General features: G+C 71.9%; 14 protein-coding genes. 6 read left to right on the forward strand and 8 right to left on the reverse strand.

From position 1 onward, the window contains the following. Positions 1–723: 723 nt before the first annotated feature. Complete coding sequence (locus tag AB0I04_RS44545) at positions 724–1,044, forward strand: Lsr2 family protein (RefSeq protein WP_360899084.1); 321 nt, start codon at positions 724–726, stop codon at positions 1,042–1,044. Here the strand turns inward: AB0I04_RS44545 and AB0I04_RS44550 are convergent. After that, positions 986–1,513 (reverse strand): DUF6879 family protein, encoded by a 528-nt coding sequence (locus AB0I04_RS44550; RefSeq protein WP_360899087.1) that lies wholly within the window; start codon positions 1,511–1,513, stop codon positions 986–988. The two genes, AB0I04_RS44545 and AB0I04_RS44550, sit on opposite strands and share 59 nt — an antisense overlap. Before the next feature lie 128 nt (positions 1,514–1,641). Here AB0I04_RS44550 and AB0I04_RS44555 point away from each other — a divergent pair, with 128 nt between their 5' ends. Next, positions 1,642–2,289 (forward strand): spermidine synthase, encoded by a 648-nt coding sequence (locus AB0I04_RS44555; RefSeq protein WP_360899090.1) that lies wholly within the window; start codon positions 1,642–1,644, stop codon positions 2,287–2,289. On the opposite strand, the gene AB0I04_RS44560 is transcribed toward AB0I04_RS44555, so the two are convergent. Continuing rightward, complete coding sequence (locus tag AB0I04_RS44560; RefSeq protein ID WP_360899093.1) at positions 2,262–3,200, reverse strand: SRPBCC family protein; 939 nt, start codon at positions 3,198–3,200, stop codon at positions 2,262–2,264. The genes AB0I04_RS44555 and AB0I04_RS44560 overlap by 28 nt on opposite strands. Before the next feature lie 92 nt (positions 3,201–3,292). Here AB0I04_RS44560 and AB0I04_RS44565 point away from each other — a divergent pair, with 92 nt between their 5' ends. Then, complete coding sequence (locus AB0I04_RS44565) at positions 3,293–4,492, forward strand: transposase (protein WP_360899096.1); 1,200 nt, start codon at positions 3,293–3,295, stop codon at positions 4,490–4,492. A gap of 42 nt (positions 4,493–4,534) precedes the next feature. Here AB0I04_RS44565 and AB0I04_RS44570 read toward each other — a convergent pair whose 3' ends face one another. The 4 genes from AB0I04_RS44570 to AB0I04_RS44585 are packed head-to-tail and all read right to left on the reverse strand — an operon-like array spanning position 4,535 to position 8,830. After that, complete coding sequence (locus AB0I04_RS44570; protein ID WP_360899099.1) at positions 4,535–4,852, reverse strand: metalloregulator ArsR/SmtB family transcription factor; 318 nt, start codon at positions 4,850–4,852, stop codon at positions 4,535–4,537. Between the two features lie 54 nt (positions 4,853–4,906). Continuing rightward, positions 4,907–6,025: an alkene reductase gene (locus tag AB0I04_RS44575; protein ID WP_360899102.1), complete on the reverse strand. Its 1,119-nt coding sequence runs from the start codon at positions 6,023–6,025 to the stop codon at positions 4,907–4,909. Between the two features lie 28 nt (positions 6,026–6,053). After that, on the reverse strand, positions 6,054–7,511 hold the full coding sequence (locus tag AB0I04_RS44580; protein ID WP_360899105.1) for an aldehyde dehydrogenase family protein: 1,458 nt from the start codon (positions 7,509–7,511) through the stop codon (positions 6,054–6,056). Between the two features lie 17 nt (positions 7,512–7,528). Continuing rightward, positions 7,529–8,830, reverse strand: coding sequence for an MFS transporter (locus AB0I04_RS44585; RefSeq protein WP_360899108.1), 1,302 nt, complete (start codon positions 8,828–8,830; stop codon positions 7,529–7,531). A gap of 93 nt (positions 8,831–8,923) precedes the next feature. Between AB0I04_RS44585 and AB0I04_RS44590 the strand changes: the two genes are divergently transcribed. Then, the gene (locus AB0I04_RS44590; RefSeq protein WP_360899111.1) at positions 8,924–11,623 is read left to right on the forward strand and encodes an AAA family ATPase; all 2,700 of its coding nucleotides are present in this window, start codon (positions 8,924–8,926) and stop codon (positions 11,621–11,623) included. A 52-nt stretch (positions 11,624–11,675) separates the two neighbouring features. Next, on the forward strand, positions 11,676–12,476 hold the full coding sequence (locus tag AB0I04_RS44595; protein ID WP_360899114.1) for a class I SAM-dependent methyltransferase: 801 nt from the start codon (positions 11,676–11,678) through the stop codon (positions 12,474–12,476). 45 nt (positions 12,477–12,521) lie between these two features. Here the strand turns inward: AB0I04_RS44595 and AB0I04_RS44600 are convergent, their stop codons facing one another. Together AB0I04_RS44600 and AB0I04_RS44605 are read right to left on the reverse strand one after the other, a co-directional pair. Continuing rightward, the gene (locus AB0I04_RS44600) at positions 12,522–13,379 is read right to left on the reverse strand and encodes a M23 family metallopeptidase (RefSeq protein WP_360899117.1); all 858 of its coding nucleotides are present in this window, start codon (positions 13,377–13,379) and stop codon (positions 12,522–12,524) included. A 23-nt stretch (positions 13,380–13,402) separates the two neighbouring features. After that, positions 13,403–13,927 (reverse strand): ArsR family transcriptional regulator, encoded by a 525-nt coding sequence (locus AB0I04_RS44605; RefSeq protein WP_360899120.1) that lies wholly within the window; start codon positions 13,925–13,927, stop codon positions 13,403–13,405. A 158-nt stretch (positions 13,928–14,085) separates the two neighbouring features. Between AB0I04_RS44605 and AB0I04_RS44610 the strand changes: the two genes are divergently transcribed. Beyond that, entirely contained in the window at positions 14,086–14,868 is a 783-nt protein-coding gene (locus AB0I04_RS44610) for an SAM-dependent methyltransferase (RefSeq protein WP_360899122.1), read from the forward strand. Positions 14,869–14,937: the final 69 nt, after the last annotated feature.

Here is a 14,937-nt window from a genome sequence, read left to right on the forward strand (position 1 = left end):
CCCACCGCCGCCTGGCCCGCGACTACGAACGCCACCCGGCCACCTCCGAAGCCATGATCCGCTGGGCCGCCATCAACACCATGGTCCGCCGACTGGCACGCGGCCGACCCGCCACCCGGCCCGGACCACGGCCCCTGGAATACGAATGAGATCAACTTCTCAAACACTCACTCAGATTGGGCGGCTCAGCGCCTTGTGAATGCCAAGGATGAAATCGCTCTTCACCGGGCTGCGCGAGTTCTTCCGATCCTGCGACGAATCGTGCTTCACCTGACCAACGAGCCGAATGGGACACGGTGGATCCACGACCTGGGTGGGTTGCGGCGCACCAACTAGCACAGTCGGGCATGCGCACCAACCCGAGACTGGCTGATGCTCGTGGCGCTGCACACCGGCCTTCATCGGCACTTGGCTGGTCGTGCGGGGTATGAGCGAGCCTGGTGGTCTTCGGCCGAGGTTTCCTCTCGCCGCCGTACCGGGAAGCCTCTAGTGGTGCGCACGTCGATTCGACTGACGCACAGCAAGAGGCCGACGAGCATCTTTGACCGAGTGAATATCGATGCGGGTGTGCATTACTGGCTGTGTTGCCGAAGGCGGTGACGCTGGCTTCGCTGCCGCCTTGCAGGCCAGATGGGTACTGCTGTCGACTCCGACTTAGCACGCCAGGCAACGAATAATGCTACATTAGTCCGCACCGATTACTCAGAAACCCTAGGTGGGAACATGGCACAGCAGGTCATCAAACGACTTATCGACGATCTGGACGGCACTGAGGCTGAGAAGACCGTTCCGTTCTCGATCGACGGCGTGGCCTACGAGATCGACCTCAGCGCCGATAACGCGAAGAAGCTGCTCGCCGGCCTGTCGCCGTTCATTGAGCATGCGCGCCGAGCCGGTGGCCCGAAGCGCCGCCAGGCCCGTGCCGCCTCGAGCCGCGAGCGCGGCGCGGACATTCGTGCGTGGGCCAAGGCGCGGGGCATCCAGGTCAACGAGCGCGGCCGTATCCCGGCGACTGTCGTCGAGGAATACGAACGCGCCAAATGACGGATCGCTGAGCCGCTCCAATCCCGAGCGACCAGTCGTATGGTCGGGTAATCTGAAGTGTGTTCGCGGTGACGAACAGTCCATGTATGTCGTGGGCGGCGGCCTGTATTACGTGCGCGTCGGTGATCTTCCGGGCGCCCCGCAGGTCACCCTTATCATCGTAGATGACCTCGTAAATGACCTGAGAGCCGATGATGACGGCCTCGGACAGGGGCGCTCCTCCTCCTAGGTGGCGAATCGCGCCTGCGTCAAGGACGTGGATCTGTTCGCCGGCCTCGGCTCGCAATCGAATGTAGTAGAGCTCCCATTGCGGGTAGGGCGTGTAAGGCTTGTCCACGATCCACAGACGCCGCAGTTCGACGCCGGGATAGCGCGGCACGGGGTCTTGGATGTCGTTTCGGCGTCCGTCGATGAGCCGTATGGCTTCGGGCCAGTCTCCAGCATCGAGTGAGCTGTACGGGCTGGTCATTCCCCTTCGTTGCCGACCTATTCGGCCGCCGGACCTCCGGAAATGACCCTGGGTGACGCCGCATTCACAGGGGCTCGCGCCCTCGGCGGAGCCGGTGACGATCTTGAATCGGGGTAGGCTGACGGCCCGTGGAGGTTCTCGATCAGCGGAAGGGCCCGCACGGGGAGTTGGTGCTGCGCGGCGACGGCGAGCACTACGAGATCATCAGCAACGGCGTGTTCCTGATGGACACCCGGGCCGGCGCGTCGGAGCGGCTCCTGGTCCGTGCGGCGCTCGACCGGCTGGCCCGGCCCGCCGACGTGCTCATCGGCGGGCTCGGTGTCGGCTTCTCCCTCGCCGAGGCGCTGCACTCGCCGTACACGCGCCGCGTGACCGTCGTCGAGTGCGAGCCCGCAGTGGTCGACTGGCACGCCGGCCCGCTGCGGCCCTACTCCGAAGGCGCGCTGGACGACCCGCGTGTCCGCGTGGAATGCGCCGACCTCCTCGCCTGGCTGCGCGCGACGCCCGAGGCGTACGACGCGCTGTGCCTGGACATCGACAACGGGCCGGACTGGACGGTCAGCGAGGCGAACGCCGCGCTGTACGGGGACGAGGGCCTGGACCTGCTGGCCCGCCGGATGCGGCCCGGCGGCGTCCTCGCGGTGTGGAGCGCCGCCGCCGTCCCGGCGTTCGAGGACCGGCTGCGGCGGAGGTACGCCGAGGTCGGCGTCTGCCTGGTCGAGGTGGCCCGCGGCGAACCCGACGTCGTCTACCTGGCCTCGACGCGCGCCGCGTAACGCCGCTCCAGGTCCGCGGCCCGTCCGCCGCGATCGGGACGCTCGGCGTCCCGCAGCCGGTCGGCCAGCAACTCCAGCCGCAGGTGCCAGGCGGTCAGGGCTGCGGCGCACCGCCCCCGCTCCCCCGCCGGGCCGGTCTGGGTGAGCACCACCCGGGTGCCCGCCGGATGGCCTCCGGTCAGCTCCCACCGCACTCGCCCGAAGGGCTCGCCGCCGGACGGCCAGGCGTACTCCAGAAGCTCCGGAGCGGCGACCGCCGTCACCTCGCCGGCAGGCACCCCGTCGACGACCGCCCCGGGCGGCGGGAATCCGCCGGCCTCGGGCGCCGTGGACCCCACGAGCGCGGGCCAGACCTTCTCGATCGGATGCGGGATGTTCCGTTCGAACCGGACGGTCCAGCCGTCGGCGTCCTCGCTCAGGTCGCCTTCGTCCAGGCCGAACGCCTCCGCGTACGCGTCGTGCCGCCCGGCGTAGCCGTCGGGCGCCGGCTTCAGCCCCGTCGGATTCCCGGCCAGGGCCGACTCGAGCGCCGACAGGCAGCTCTCCCATCCGGCGGCGAAGCTGCCGGCCATCGGCCGGTCGGCGAAGGTGTGGGTGAGGACGAAGACGCAGCCCGGCCCGTCGGGGCGCAGCTCCCAGCGCAGCGGGTCGTCGTACCAGGTGAAGGCGAGCACGCGTGGCGGATCGAACTCCGTGATCTCGCCCGTGCCGAGCGGGAGCTCCGGATGCGTCCCGCCGAACCGGATCTTCCCGCCGGGCCGGAGGTCGATCTCCTCCACCGGCGAGGGGAACCAGTGGGCGAGGTGGACGGGGTCGGTCAGGGCTCGCCAGACCTTCTCCATCGGGTGCGCGAACCGGCGCTCGATCCGCAAGACGTTGCGGCCGTCGGCGGTCTCCAGAGTCGAATTCATCTGCTTCGCGGCGTGGAGACCCCGGCGTTGAGGCCGGGGAGGAAACGCCGCTCCCTCCTTAGATTGTCGGTGGTGGTGGTTAGTGTGCGGGCATGCGGTTCCGGCTTGCGCCCACGCCCGCCCAAGAGCGGGCGCTGCTGGAGCACTGCTTTCACGCCCGATATGTGTGGAACCTGGCGGTCGAGCAGCATCAGCACTGGCGACCGGGCCGGAAGAGCGCACCGGGCTATGCCGAGCAGTCCCGCCAGCTGACCGAAGCCAGGAAAGAGTTCGACTGGCTGGCGGCGGGGTCTCAGACGGTGCAGCAGCAGGCGTTGCGTGACTTCGCCCAGGCGATGAGTAACTTCTTCGCTGGGACCCATCGGCGGCCGACCTGGCGTAAGGCGGGCGTGCATGAGGGGTTCCGGATCGTCGGAGGTCGTGGCCGGCACTGGGATGTGCGGCGGCTGTCTCGCAAGACGGGTGAAGTGCGGATCCCGAAGGTCGGCTGGGTCCGGTTCCGCTGGTCCCGTCAGTTTCTTGAGGAGGCCAAGTCGTTCCGGGTGAACCGGGATCGGGCAGGCCGCTGGCATGCGGCGTTCGCGGTGATCCCGCCACCGGTCAATGGGCCGGGTACCGGTGAGATCGTCCGCGTGGACCGTGGCGTGGTCGTCTCGGCCGCACTGTCCACTGGTGAGCGGTTGTCCGTGCCCGGCCTGCGCGAAACCGAGGCCGAACGGCTGCTGCGCTTGCAGCGCCGGCCGGCGCGCGCAAAGCCCGGGTCGAACCGCCGCACGCGGGTCAAGGCCGCGATCGGCCGGTTGAAGGCTCGTGAGACCGACCGGCGTAAGGATTGGGTGGAGCAGACCTCCACCCGCCTCGCCGCTGATTTCGATCTCATCCGGGTCGAAGACCTGAAGATCAAGAACATGGAGCGGTCCGCGCGCGGCACCATCGCCGCGCCGGGCACGAACGTGCGCGCCAAGGCCGGGCTCAACCGCTCCATCCACGCAGCCGGATGGGGCCTTCTGGTGACCCGACTGGAGCAGAAGACGCCGGACCGGGTAGAAAAGATCAACCCCGCGTACACCTCCCAGATCTGTCATGCCTGTGGGCACTGCGCTGCGGACAACCGTGAGAGCCAAGCGGTCTTTCGCTGTCGCGCCTGCGGGCATACCGATCACGCCGATGTGAACGCGGCCAAGAACATCAGAGACATCGCCGTCGGACGGACGGTGACAGCGCGGGGAGCCCTCCAGCCACCAGGCGGGGCCATGAACCGCGAACCTCAACCTGTTCTCACCTCCGGGTAGGACCGGGTTGGAATCCCCCCGCCTTCAGGCGAGGGGAGGACGTCAAGCCTCGTCGTCCTCCATCGTGTCCAGGTGACGCTCCAGGGCGTCGAGCGCGTCCGTCCACAGCCTCCGGTAGGGCGCCAGCCAGGCGTCGATCTCGGCGAGCGGCTCGGGACGGAGCTCGTACCACCGCCGTTGCGCCTCGGGGCGTGCCCTGACCAGGCCTGCCTCCCGCAGGACCCGGAGGTGCTTCGAGGTGCCGGGCTGGGTCAGGCCGAGTTGCTCGGTCAGCTCGCCGACCAGGCGGGGGCGCTCGAGCAGCAGGTCGAGGATGCGGCGGCGGGCCGGTTCCGCCAGTACGTCGAAGGTTGTGGTCACGCTGGGAACATAACCGCAGATGCATATTACCGTCAAGGAATACAGGGAGATCGGTCAGTGGGCCGCCGCTTCCTTCACCATGGTCGGGTAATCGGTGTACCCCTCGGCACCGCCGCCGTACAGCTTGGTCAGATCCGCCACCGCGAGCGGATGACCGGTGCGCAGCCGGTCCACCAGGTCCGGGTTGGCCAGATAGGAGCGGGCGAAGGCGATCATGTCCGCCCTGCCGTCCGCGACGGCCTTCTCCGCCGACGGGCCGTCGTACCCGCCACCGAGGATCAGCGTGCCGTGGTAGGCCTCGCGGACGTCGGCGATGAAGTCGTCGCCGAAGGCGAGGCCGAGCCCGTTGCGCTCACGGAAGCTCGCCTGCGCGGTGACGTTGAGGTACGCCGCCCCGAGACGGTCCAGCTCTGCCGCGACGCGAAGGTAGAGCGGCCGCCAGTCGTCGAACGGCGCGGCGCCGTTGACGACGCCGTTCGGGGTGACCTTCACGCCGACCGGCAGTCCCGCGGCGGAGGCCGCCTCCGTCACCTCCAGCAGAAGGCGGATCCGGTTCGCCGCCGACCCTCCGTACGCGTCGGTGCGGTCGTTGACGTTCGGGTCGAAGAACTGGTCGAACAGGAACCCGTTGGCCGCCTGGATCTCCACGGCGTCGAAGCCGGCCGCGTCCGCCCGCTCGGCCGCCGCGGCGAAGTCGGCCGCCACCGACCGCACCTCCTCCGTGGTCATGGCCCGGGGGACTCCCGCCGGGACCAGCCCGGGGGTGCCGTCCGGGGTCCAGGCGAGCACCTCGGCGCGGGCGGGGACCTCACTGGCCCCGGAAGGCGGCGTGCCACCGGGCTGGAGGGAGGCGTGGGAGACCCGGCCGGTGTGGATGAGCTGGACGGCGATGTGCCCGCCGCGTGCGTGGACGGCATCGGTGACCATCCGCCACGCCGCGGCCTGCTCGTCGGTGTGGAGCCCTTCGGTCCACAGGTAGCCGCGGGCCTGGAGGGAGACCGCGGTGGAGCCGGTGACCATCAGCCCGGCGGTGGCGCGCTGCGCGAAGTACTCCGCGGTCAGCTCGGTCGCCGTGGCCTCCGGCCAGCGCGCCCGGTTGCGGGTCATCGAGGACATGACGATCCGGTTCGCCAGCCGCAGCGAGCCGAGGTCGTACGGTTCGTACAGGGACACGGGCGTTCGCCTCTCGGTTCGGTCGGAGTCAGAAGGGAAGGGGTTCGGACTGCTCGGCGAGGGTGATCCAGCGGGCCTCGGTGAAGAAGTCGATCTCCTGGGGGCCGCCGAAGGCGCCGAACCCGCTGTCCTTGATCCCGCCGATCGGGGCCTGTGGCTCCTCCTGGATGGTGTGCGCGTTGACGTGGGCGGAGCCGTGGCGCAGCCGGCGGGCGATCGACAGCGCGCGGGCGGTGTCCCGCGTGAAGACCGCGCTGGTGAGGCCGTAGTCGGTGTCGTTGGCGAGCGCGACCGCCGCGTCGTCGTCGGCGACGGTGTAGAGCGAGGCGACCGGGCCGAACGTCTCCTCGTGGTACACGCGCATCTCCGGCGTCAGCCCGTCCAGGACCGTCACCGGGTAGTTCCGGCCGTCGGCCCCGCCACCGAGCAGCGTCCGTGCTCCTTTGCCGACGGCGTCGTCGACGAGCGCCGCGATCCGTTCGACGGCGCGCTCGTTGATCAGCGGTCCGATGACGGTGTCCGGATCGGCGGGGTCGCCCTGCCGGAGGCTCGCCGCCTTCTCGACGAACCGGGTGGTGAACTCCCCGGCGATCGCGCGGTTCAGGATGATGCGGTCCACCGCCAGGCAGACCTGCCCGGAGTTCTGGAACTTCGCGTACGCGATCGCGGAGACGGCGTGGTCCAGGTCGGCGTCCTCGCAGACGATGATCGGGTTCTTGCCGCCGAGCTCGAGGGCGGCCGGTTTGAGGTGCTCCCCCGCCAGCCGTCCGACGATGCGGCCGACCGCGGTGGAGCCGGTGAAGGCGACCCGGCGCACCCGCGGATCGGCGATGAGCGCCTCGATGACGGCGGGCGCGTCGTCGCGGTCGTTGGTGACCACGTTGAGCGCCCCGTCGGGCAGCCCCGCGTCCCGCAGCACGTCGGCGAGGAACAGGCCGGAGGTGATCGGGGCGTCCTCGCTCGGCCGCAGCACGACCGTGTCGCCGACCGCGAGCGCCACCATGATCGTGCGGGCGCACAGGATGAGCGGGGCGTTCCACGGCACGATGGCGGCGACCACGCCGGCGGGTTCGCGGACCGCGAGGGACCACTGCCCGGTCCGGTCGGTCGCGGGCAGGTGCCCGGCCGGGGCCGTGGCCGCGGTGGCTGCCTGCCGCATCTGGTCGGCGGTGACCTTGACGTTGACGCGTGCCCAGGCGCGGGTGCCGCCCGTCTCGTTCAGCATGATGTTGGAGAACTCGGCCAGCCGGGACTCCAGCAGGTCGGCGGCGCTCATCAGGAGGGCGCGGCGGGCCGAGGGCGGTGTCGCGGCCCAGCGGGGGAAGGCCGCATGCGCCGCGCCGACGGCCGCCCGTACGTCCTCGGCGTCCGCCGCAGCCACGAGGGCGTACACCTCGCCCGTGCAGGGGCCCCGGTCCTCGGTCGTACGCCCGGACCGTGCCGGGACGTCACGGCCGTCGATCAGCAGTGCGCGCTTGACGGTCATCATCGTCTCCTGTCGTCTCAGCGGTGCCGGGCCAGGGCGGGGGTTCCGCCCGGGCACGGGGGAAGTTGGTGGTGCGGGCTCAGCGGGGCGGTGGCCCTGGCGGTCGCCGCGCGGCGACGTCCGCGCAGCGAGGTGAGGACCGCCAGACCGGTGAGCGCGATGACGCCGACGCCGTATCCGTAGGCGGTGGCGAACAGCCCGGCGTGGGTCACGGCGACGCCGGCGACGACCGCGGGGACGCTCAGCCCGAGGTAGGCGGCGAGATAGATGGCGGTGACGACCTCGGCCCGCCGCTCGGCGGGGGCGAGACCGGTCAGGATCCGCAGCGCCCCGGAGAAGGAGGGCCCGAACCCGGCCCCGGCGACCATGGTTCCGGCGAAGAACAGCGCGGTGACGTGTGCGTTCAGCGCGAGCATGGCGAGTGCGACGCCCGCCATCAGGAGACCGGAGCCGAGGTAGAGGGCACGCTCGGGGGACCAGCCCCGGCCGAGCACGGACAACACCACCGCGGTGCCGTTCAGCGCCACGATGACCAGTCCGCCGACGAGGTGGTCGGTCGAGTGGGACAGCGTGGCCACTACGGACGGGCCGAGCGACAGGTAGAGGCCGGCGAGCGCCCAGGCGGCCACGATCGAGGGCAGCAGCGCGGCGTACGCGCCGCGGACGGAGGGCGGCACCGCCGCCCGCGGCCGCAGCGAACGCCGCCAGGCGCCGTCGGCCGTCACGGTCTCCGGCATCGCGAAAGCGAGCAGCAGCAGCCCGGCGAAGGACGTCAGGAGCAGCACGTACACGAGTCGGGTCGGCGCGGGCCCGTACTGCACCAGCAGGCCGGAGCCCAGCGCGCCGAGCGCGATCCCGCCCGAGGCGGCCACGTTCGTCATCAGCGCGCCGAGGCGGGAGCCCGGCTTCTGCAGATCGATCAGCATCGCACTGATCGCGCCGGACGCGGTCCCGGTTGCGACGCCCTGCAGGACGCGTCCGGCGACCAGCCAGGCGACGCCGTCGGCCATGGCGAACGCGGTCATCGCCGCGACCTCGGTCAGCGCCGCGACGAGCAGCACCGGACGCCGCCCGACGTGGTCCGACAGCGAGCCGACGAACAGCAACGTCACCAGCAGCGCCAGTGCGTTGGCGGCGTACACCGCGGTCAGCGTGACCGGGGAGAAGTGCCAGGCGTGCTGGTAGATCCCGTACATCGGCGACGGTGCGGCGGAGGCGAACTGCAGCAGGCACAGCATCGCCGCCAGCGACCAGAACGCCACCGTGCCCGGCAGCCCGATCCGCCGGTTCGCGGGCCGCACAGCGACCTCAGTGACCATGAACGATCCTTTCCTCGTACTGGTGACGAAGCTACGGATCGCGTGATCAACTCGAATCTGTCATGCATTAGGTAGTTCCGTATGATCTGCACCGTGCTCTACGGCCGCCGGACCGAGCAGACGGTCCTCGACGAACTCGTCCACACGGCGCTCGGCGGGCGCAGCGGCGTCCTGGTGCTGCGCGGCGAGCCCGGCATCGGCAAGACGGCCCTCCTCGACTACGCCGCCGGCGCGGCGTCGGGCACTCAGGTGATCCGCGGGGCCGGCGTCGAGGCCGAGACCGATCTGCCCTACGCGGGCCTGCACCTGCTCCTCCGGCCGGTCCTGCACCTGACGGACCGCCTCCCCGAAGCCCAGCGGGACGCGCTGCGCTCCTCCCTCGGTCTGGGCACGATCGATCCGGACGCGCGGTTCCTCGTCGCCCTGGCCACGCTGTCGCTGCTGACGGAGGCGGCCGCGGAGGGCCCGCTGCTGTGCCTGATCGACGACGCGCAGTGGCTGGACGACGTGTCGGCGGAGACGCTGGTGTTCGTCGCCCGCCGCCTCCACGCGGAGCCGATCGCGATGATCTTCGCGGTCCGCGACGACGAGACGCACGCGTTCCCCGCCGCGGGACTGCGCACGCTGCGGCTCGACGGCCTCGATCGGGAGGCCGCGGACGTCCTGGTACGGGCCGCGCGCACCGAGCTGTCCGGCGCGGACCGGGAGCGCCTGGTGGCCGGGGCGGCCGGCAATCCGCTGGCCCTCCTCGAGATGCGACCCGACGGTGACGCCCTGTCGCTGACCGACCGGCTCCGGGAAGCCTTCCTCGGCCGGGTCCGCCGGCTGCCGGACACCACCCGGCGGCTGCTGCTGCTCGCGGCGGCCGAGGGCGCCGGTGACCTGGGCGTCGTGCTCCGTGCGGCGGCGACCCACGCGCTGTCCCTCGGTGACCTGGAACCCGCAGAAGGGGCCGCCCTCGTCCGCGTCACCGACACGGAGATCGCGTTCCGGCATCCGCTCGTACGGGCGGCCGTATACCAGTCCGCGACGCGGTTCGAGCGGATCGCCGCCCATTCCGCGCTCGCGGACGCTCTCACGGAGCCGGAGGACGCCGACCGCCGGGCCTGGCACCTCGCCAAGGCCGCGAGCGGGACGGACGAGAAGGTCGCGGCCGAGCTGGAAGGGACCGCGCTCCGGGCGCGGGCCCGGGGCGGCTACGAGGCCGCCCTCGCGGCCTACGCGCAGGCGGCCAGGCTCAGCCCCGCCCTCGACGATCAGGCGCGACGGCTGGTGCTGGCCGGGGAGATGGCGGCCGAGACGGCCCGGCTGAACGAGGCGCGGACCGCCGCCGAACAGGCGGCACGGCTGCCGGGCGACCCGACGCTGGCGGCGAGGATCGCGCGGGTGCGCGCGACGGCCGATTTCAAGCAGGGACGTCCGCGCTCGGCCCACGCGTTGCTGACCGAGGGCGCTCACCGGATCGCGGACGCCGACCCGCACCAGGAGCTGCGGATGCAGCTCACCGCGGTGAACGCCGCGTGGGTCGCCGACGACGCGAGCCTGCTCGCGACGACCGCCGCCCGGCTGGACGGGCTGCGGCTGCCGCCGGGCGACCCGATGACGCCCGTGCGCGCCTTCCTGGTCTGGATGACCTCCTTCGCGCTGGACCGTCCGGGCAAGGAGCTTCCGCCGCTCGGCCGGGTCGTCGCGGAGGCGCGGGAGGCGTCGGTGCGCTGCCCACACGACCTGTCGCTCATCGCCATCGGCGGCCTGGCGGCGGGACACGACCGGGAGACGCGCGACATCACCGAGGCCATGGCCGCCGACAGTCGGATGCGCGGGCGGCTCGGCTGGCTCACCGCGATGCTCAGCCTGCGCGCGGCGGCCGAGACTCTCCTCGGCGAGCACCGTGACTCCCGCACCATCGCGCAGGAGGCGCTGCGGCTCGCCACGGACACCGGGCAGGTCCGTTGGATCCGGCACTCGGCCGGGATCCTCGCCTATCTCGCTGCCGTCGAAGGCGACGAGGACGGCTGCCGGGCCCTGGTCGCCCAGGCCCTGGGCGGCCCGGTCTCGGAGTTCACGTCGCCGGGCGGGACCTGGGCGCACTGGGCCCTCACGATGCTCGACCTGGGGGCCGGCCGCGCGGAGTCGGCGGCGGGCCGCCTGGACGTGTCCGCCGCCGGACCCGTCCGGTTCGGCCCTCCGATCATGCGGGGCATTCCCGACGTGATCGAGGCGCTGGTGCGCGCCGGGCGGCCTGCGGACACCGCCGCCCCGCTGGCCAGGCTGGAGGAGTGGGCCGGACAGGTCCACCGGCCGGGCGCCGACGCGCTGGTCCTGCGGTGCCGGGCGCTGACGGCTCCCGGCACGGAGGCGGAGGACCACTACCGCGCCGCCCTCGAGCTGCACCGGGCGGACCTCCGGCCCTTCGACGAGGCGCGGACCTCCCTGCTGTACGGGGAATGGCTGCGCCGCGGCCGCCGCAAGGCCGAGGCCAGGCCGTACCTGTCCGCCGCGCTCGGTGCGCTCGAGGCCCTCGGCGCGCGGCCATGGGCGGAACGCGTACGCGGCGAACTCGGCGCGGCCGAGGCGCGCCGGTCGCCGGAGGCGGCTCTCGGCCCAGGACTCACCGCGCAGGAACGGCAGATCACGAGGCTGGCCGCCGAGGGACTGTCGAACCGGGAGATCGCCGCACGGCTGTTCCTCAGCCCCCGCACGGTCGGCTACCACCTGAGCAAGGCCTACCAGAAGCTGGGCATCGCCTCGCGGGCCGAGCTGGTGACGGCGACCGCCGACGGCGCCCTGTGACCCTCCACGGAGGCGGGGACCGCGGGCTCCGCTGGTGCGTAAGCTTCGGGACATGACGACCTTCGACGCGTACGAGCGCGAACTGTGGGCGGGACGGGCCGAGGCGTACGAGCAGGGCTTCGCACGGCTGTCCGGCTGCACCGTCGAGCGGCTGCTGGACGCCGCCGGGGTGCGGGCGGGCCACCGGGTACTCGATGTGGGGACCGGCCCCGGTCCCGTGGCCGCCGCGGCGACACGCCGGGGTGCGCAGGTGTCGGCCGTCGACGCCGAGCCGGAGATGGCCGAGACCGCGGCGCGCAACGTGCCCGGCGCGGACGTGCGCGTCGCCGTCCTTCCCGAGCTGCCCTTCGACGACGCGTCGTTCGACGCCGTGGTCGGTAACTTCGTGATCAACCATGTCGGCGAGCCGGTGACGGCCCTCGAGGCGCTGCGCCGGGTCCTGCGGCCGGGCGGTGCCCTGGCGCTGACCTGCTGGACGATGCCGGGCAGTGGTGTGCTCGCCCTCGTCCGGGAGGCGATGGACGAGGTCGGCGTCCCGTGGCCGGAGGACGTGCCGGTGAGCCCGTTCATGGAGTACGGGCGGCCGGGGGCGTTCGGTGAGTTGATGGGCCGGGTGCTGCGCGACGTGTCGGTCGAGGAGCTCGACTGGGAGTTCGAGTTCGAACCGGAGGACTGGTGGCGGACCGGGGCGATGGCCAGAGTCGGGTCGAACGGCGTCGTCCTCACGCGGCAGGACCCGGCGACCATCGCACGGGTCAAGGACGCCTATGACCGCATCCTCCGCCCGTACGCCGCCGGCAACGGGACGGTGCGCGTGCCTGCGCATGCGCTGCTGGCACGCGGCGTGCGCTGAGCCGGGCGCACCCGGGTCTTCCCGGCCCGGCGACGGACGCCCGGTTCAGCCCCGCCGGTCGGCTCCTGTCTCGGGGGTGGGAGCGGACGAGGGCACCGTGAAAGGCTGCCGCCCGCCGGGGACGCCCGCCTCGGGGCCTCCGTCGATCTCGAAGCGGTCGAATCGGAACGGCACGCCACCCGCGGCCAGGAGGTGCGGGGCGTCCATGAGCTGGAAGTGGACGTGCGGCTCGCTGGAGTTCCCCGAGTTGCCGCACTCGGCGATCTGCTCCCCGGCGGTGACGCGTTGCCCGGCGGTCACCCGGGCCGACCCACGGCGCAGGTGCGCCAGGACCGCGTAGCCACCGCCGTCCATCGCGATGACGATGTGGTTGCCCAGGAGCCTGCCCGGCCCGAACAGCTCCCGAACCATGCCTTCGACGAGAAGATAGATGACCCCCGGCACGGAGTCGCGGCTCCAGTGATCGCGGCTTCGGCGTCGTACCCGGACCACGACGCCGTCGACCGGCGCGAACACCGGCCGGCCGAAGCCGGGGAAGCGTTCAGGGCTGCGGGTCGGCGGCCAGGCGGCCCGCACGCCCTGCCACTCCCGCTCGGTGTCGGGGTGGTGGACCAGGTCGATGGCGTACGTCTGACCGTAGGCGTGCACGCCGTGGCTCGGGACCCGGTCGGCGGGACTGTTGACCGCCACCCAGCGCCCCCGCACGGGCGGGCTCACCAGGACCGGTTCACGCTCGGCGGGACGGAGGCGCACGAACAGCGCGGCCACCCCGGCGACCCACACGGCCAGGCCTGCCGGCCACAGCGGGCCAAGGCCCCCGAAGGCGGCGACAAGCATGAGGACCGTGCCGGGCAGGGGCAGGAGCTTGCCGAGCGCCACGGTGCGCGCCCATCGTTTGGACATCAGCGTCCTCCTCGTCATCGGCTTCATCGGCGGGCCGCCAGGAGCAGAGCGAGCAGCGGCACGACGCGTTCGCCGGGGACGGCGTACTCGCCCCGGCTCTCGGTGCGCAGCCAGCCCGCCGCGACCAGCTGCCGCAGGTGGTGGTACAGCTGGCCGCTGGTGCCGAGCTGCTCGTGCTCGCCCAGCGCGGCGGTCGTACGGGTGCCGAGGAGGATCTCGCGCAGGAGCAGCAGCCGGACCGGATGCGCCAGCGCGGCCAGTGCGGCCGCGCCCTGCGTCCAGTCGGCTCCCATCAGGTCCTCGGTGGTCCTGCCCTCCTGCCACTCGTAGTGCTCCCCGGTGGGCAGGTCGACGGCGCCGGTGAACAGCACCGCGCCCGTCGCCGGCACGCGGTCCTTCAGCCCGGCGAGCGCCCACAGGGCGCCGGCGTCGGCGGAGGCCGCGACCGGCTCGGCGAGTGACCCTCCTGTCTCGAGCCGGGCCACGCGCTCCTCGAGCCGCGCCAGCCGCTCGACCAGGGAGGACTCGTCCGGCCGCTCTTCGCTCATGGCTCGAGTATTACGTAAGAACGTAATTACGTCTATTTGTCATTTCACCCTCCTTCGTCGAGGTGGCCCCCGGCACGGTCCGACCACCGACCTGGATGCAGACATTCAGTGATCTTGAACCGTATGGTCGGACTTTCCGCACCATGAGGAGACGGACCTTGGCACTCGAGTCCGCACCGCCCGGCGTCGACATCACCCGACCGTCCCCGGCACGTGTGTACGACTACGTGCTCGGCGGTTCGGCCAATTACCCGGTCGACCGGCAGGCGGCGGAGGAGGTGTGGCGCGTCGCACCGGAGACGCGGCAGCTTGCCAGGGACAGTCGCGGCTTCCTGATCCGCGCGGTCCGGTTCCTGGCCGAGGAGGTCGGGATCGACCAGTTCCTCGACATCGGCGCCGGCCTGCCGACGGCGGACAACGTGCACCAGGTCGCCCGCAGGACGAACCCGCGTGCCCGGGTCGTCTACGTCGACAACGACCCCACGGTCCGGATCCACGCGGAGCGCCTGCTCGACGGCGATCCGAACGCCGTCTTCCTTCCCGGGGACGTACGCCGGCCGGCGGAGATCATCGAGCGCACGCGGAGCCTCCTCGACCTCGACCGGCCCGTCGCGCTGCTGCTCGTGGCGGTCCTGCACTTCGTCGCCGAGGACCCGCACGGCATCGTCGACCGCCTCATCGCGGCGCTGCCTCCCGGAAGCCACCTGGTGATCGCCCATACCACCTCGGCGGACATGGACCCGGCGTTCCGCGAGCGGCTCGACCAGACCTACGCCGGCGCACCGGCACCGCTCATCACGCGCACGCCCGAAGAGATCGAGTCGACGTTCCGCGGCCGGACACCGCTCCCTCCGGGACTGGTCGACGTCGCCCGCTGGCGGACCGCGTACCCCCGCACCCCGGGCCCGCTGCGGGTACTCGGCGGCGTGGCGCGCCTGTGAGGCGGCCCGGCGACCATCGCCGGAAAGGTCGGACGTGGGATGTAACGACGACAGGACGCGTACGATGCT

Source organism: Actinoallomurus sp. NPDC050550 (assembly GCF_040655075.1).
GTDB lineage: Bacteria > Actinomycetota > Actinomycetes > Streptosporangiales > Streptosporangiaceae > Actinoallomurus.

What these genes read in the sequence shown, in the direction of transcription:
- AB0I04_RS44545 (WP_360899084.1), top strand. Translation starts at nt 724, where the DNA reads ATGGCACAGCAGGTCATCAAACGACTTATCGACGATCTGGACGGCACT.
- AB0I04_RS44550 (WP_360899087.1), bottom strand. Translation starts at nt 1,513, where the DNA reads ATGACCAGCCCGTACAGCTCACTCGATGCTGGAGACTGGCCCGAAGCC.
- AB0I04_RS44560 (WP_360899093.1), bottom strand. Translation starts at nt 3,200, where the DNA reads ATGAATTCGACTCTGGAGACCGCCGACGGCCGCAACGTCTTGCGGATC.
- AB0I04_RS44565 (WP_360899096.1), top strand. Translation starts at nt 3,293, where the DNA reads ATGCGGTTCCGGCTTGCGCCCACGCCCGCCCAAGAGCGGGCGCTGCTG.
- AB0I04_RS44580 (WP_360899105.1), bottom strand. Translation starts at nt 7,511, where the DNA reads ATGACCGTCAAGCGCGCACTGCTGATCGACGGCCGTGACGTCCCGGCA.
- AB0I04_RS44585 (WP_360899108.1), bottom strand. Translation starts at nt 8,830, where the DNA reads ATGGTCACTGAGGTCGCTGTGCGGCCCGCGAACCGGCGGATCGGGCTG.
- AB0I04_RS44595 (WP_360899114.1), top strand. Translation starts at nt 11,676, where the DNA reads ATGACGACCTTCGACGCGTACGAGCGCGAACTGTGGGCGGGACGGGCC.
- AB0I04_RS44600 (WP_360899117.1), bottom strand. Translation starts at nt 13,379, where the DNA reads ATGTCCAAACGATGGGCGCGCACCGTGGCGCTCGGCAAGCTCCTGCCC.
- AB0I04_RS44605 (WP_360899120.1), bottom strand. Translation starts at nt 13,927, where the DNA reads ATGAGCGAAGAGCGGCCGGACGAGTCCTCCCTGGTCGAGCGGCTGGCG.